Origin of the sequence: Thermostichus vulcanus str. 'Rupite', from assembly GCF_022848905.1 — a bacterium.
In the GTDB taxonomy this organism is placed as follows: domain Bacteria; phylum Cyanobacteriota; class Cyanobacteriia; order Thermostichales; family Thermostichaceae; genus Thermostichus; species Thermostichus vulcanus_A.
Genome location: NZ_JAFIRA010000101.1, coordinates 1 through 2,224, shown reverse-complemented (window position 1 = coordinate 2,224; position 2,224 = coordinate 1). Strand labels below are relative to the sequence as shown.

At 48.2% G+C, this 2,224-nt stretch carries 1 protein-coding gene and 1 CRISPR repeat array; the gene reads left to right on the top strand.

Annotated features, from left to right (window positions below; genetic code table 11):
• Positions 1-8 precede the first annotated feature (8 nt).
• Entirely contained in the window at positions 9-92 is an 84-nt protein-coding gene (locus JX360_RS18180; protein ID WP_425244331.1) for a hypothetical protein, read from the top strand.
• Between the two features lie 425 nt (positions 93-517).
• A CRISPR array of direct repeats spans positions 518-2,052; the repeat unit is 36 nt; unit sequence CTCGCTTCTCTTCGGGGAAGTGGAATTAATGGAAAG.
• Between the last annotated feature and the right edge of the window lie 172 nt (positions 2,053-2,224).

Below are 2,224 nucleotides of genomic sequence, written 5' to 3'. Positions count from 1 at the left end.
ACAACCGGATCAAGGTAATCAAGCGACAAGGGTATGGGTTTACCAACATTACTAACTTCAGAGCCAGATTATTAGCAGCTTTCTGGCCTTAGTAATCCTTGATCACCATAAGTCCAGGAGAGCCATCTGATCCATTTGTTGGATGAGTTATTTATTGATGAGGGATTGTATCAGGAGCTCACGTCAGTCAATCAAGACTCGACAGTTTTTACACCAGAAGATGTACAACTCATTTGCTATCAGTGGTTTCGGGCAGAACCCCCGCCGCAAGTGGATCCCAAGCTATTCAAGCGGAGGCGAAAGGATCCCTATGATGCTCTACATTAATGATTTGAGCGACAGGGTCTTCGACAGTCCCCAAACCCTGATTCTTGCGTTGACCCGGTCGATCGTGCTCTGGGTAAGGGTTTCAGATGTCTGGGCAGGGGGAGATAGAAGAGGATTTGCACCCTTTGGGGACACCCTGTCGATTGACGACCCTGGATCCCTGACTGGGAGCGGGTTAAAATCAGGGGGCCTCGCTTCTCTTCGGGGAAGTGGAATTAATGGAAAGCGAGCCGAGTCCTGTGGTGTTAACACACAACCTGGCTACCTCGCTTCTCTTCGGGGAAGTGGAATTAATGGAAAGGACCCCACCGTCTATATGGCGGTCGTGGACCATGTCGTCCTCGCTTCTCTTCGGGGAAGTGGAATTAATGGAAAGAAGAAATTCACATGCCACGACTAAATCCATGAGAAACTCGCTTCTCTTCGGGGAAGTGGAATTAATGGAAAGTGTCCACGCATGCTGCACTGCGTGGTTAAAGAAGTGTCGGCCGCTCGCTTCTCTTCGGGGAAGTGGAATTAATGGAAAGTGAACCCAAGCACAGTGTGTGCTTGGTCGTGATACCGGAACTCTCGCTTCTCTTCGGGGAAGTGGAATTAATGGAAAGGCCTTTTAGAGGCACAACTTGAGCAAGAAAATATGAGTCTCGCTTCTCTTCGGGGAAGTGGAATTAATGGAAAGCTAAATTATTCAGGTCTTCTGCTTCAGGAAAACTTGCTGTTCTCGCTTCTCTTTGGGGAAGTGGAATTAATGGAAAGACCAGCAAATTATGAACGTCGAGGCGGCTATTGGCGTGCCCTCGCTTCTCTTCGGGGAAGTGGAATTAATGGAAAGCTGCACTCAAATTCCGAATTAGTCGGAAAACGCATCCCACTCGCTTCTCTTCGGGGAAGTGGAATTAATGGAAAGATTGCTTGATGCAGCGCCACGGCCAGACGGTTTCCCCCACTCGCTTCTCTTCGGGGAAGTGGAATTAATGGAAAGCGTGGAGATTTGCTCCCCTGAGCACGCTACCTTCTCTCGCTTCTCTTCGGGGAAGTGGAATTAATGGAAAGAGCTTCAAGAGCCGGCACGGCTCGACTGGAGGTGGGTGCACTCGCTTCTCTTCGGGGAAGTGGAATTAATGGAAAGCAGTCCAACCCCATAGGATTAACTCCTATGGGGTTTTTACTCGCTTCTCTTCGGGGAAGTGGAATTAATGGAAAGTGCCAGATTTTTTGCAGCAATATCCCAAGACAAGGTTTCTCGCTTCTCTTCGGGGAAGTGGAATTAATGGAAAGCCCACACATGATTGGGGAGCCGGATCAGATGACTCTGACTCGCTTCTCTTCGGGGAAGTGGAATTAATGGAAAGAACCGATGTGTAGCAGGTTCTTGAATAAGAGTATATGGACTCGCTTCTCTTCGGGGAAGTGGAATTAATGGAAAGTTTAGGAAGATGATTTCTTGATTAGGAATACACACCGCCTCGCTTCTCTTCGGGGAAGTGGAATTAATGGAAAGTCCTCGTCGAACGGTAGGAAGGACAGCCCGTCGCAGGCAAACTCGCTTCTCTTCGGGGAAGTGGAATTAATGGAAAGACAAGGTAACCAGCGCGTCGAACATACGCTCGTTCAAGCCCTCGCTTCTCTTCGGGGAAGTGGAATTAATGGAAAGTAGTCTTTTCAGCCTGTCTCTCTCTGCCTTGTTAACTCGCTTCTCTTCGGGGAAGTGGAATTAATGGAAAGTGAAACTCAGAATCACGATTTCGCCCACGTAGTACTTGGTCTCGCTGGCTCTCCTGACATTTTGGTGTCGATAGTATAATGAGATACTGAGTTCCATGACGAACATTGGTTCCTCTTGATAAGTTATTGGGTCTTGCTGGAGTCAAAATCCAAGAGTTTGTAGAGTTAGAAC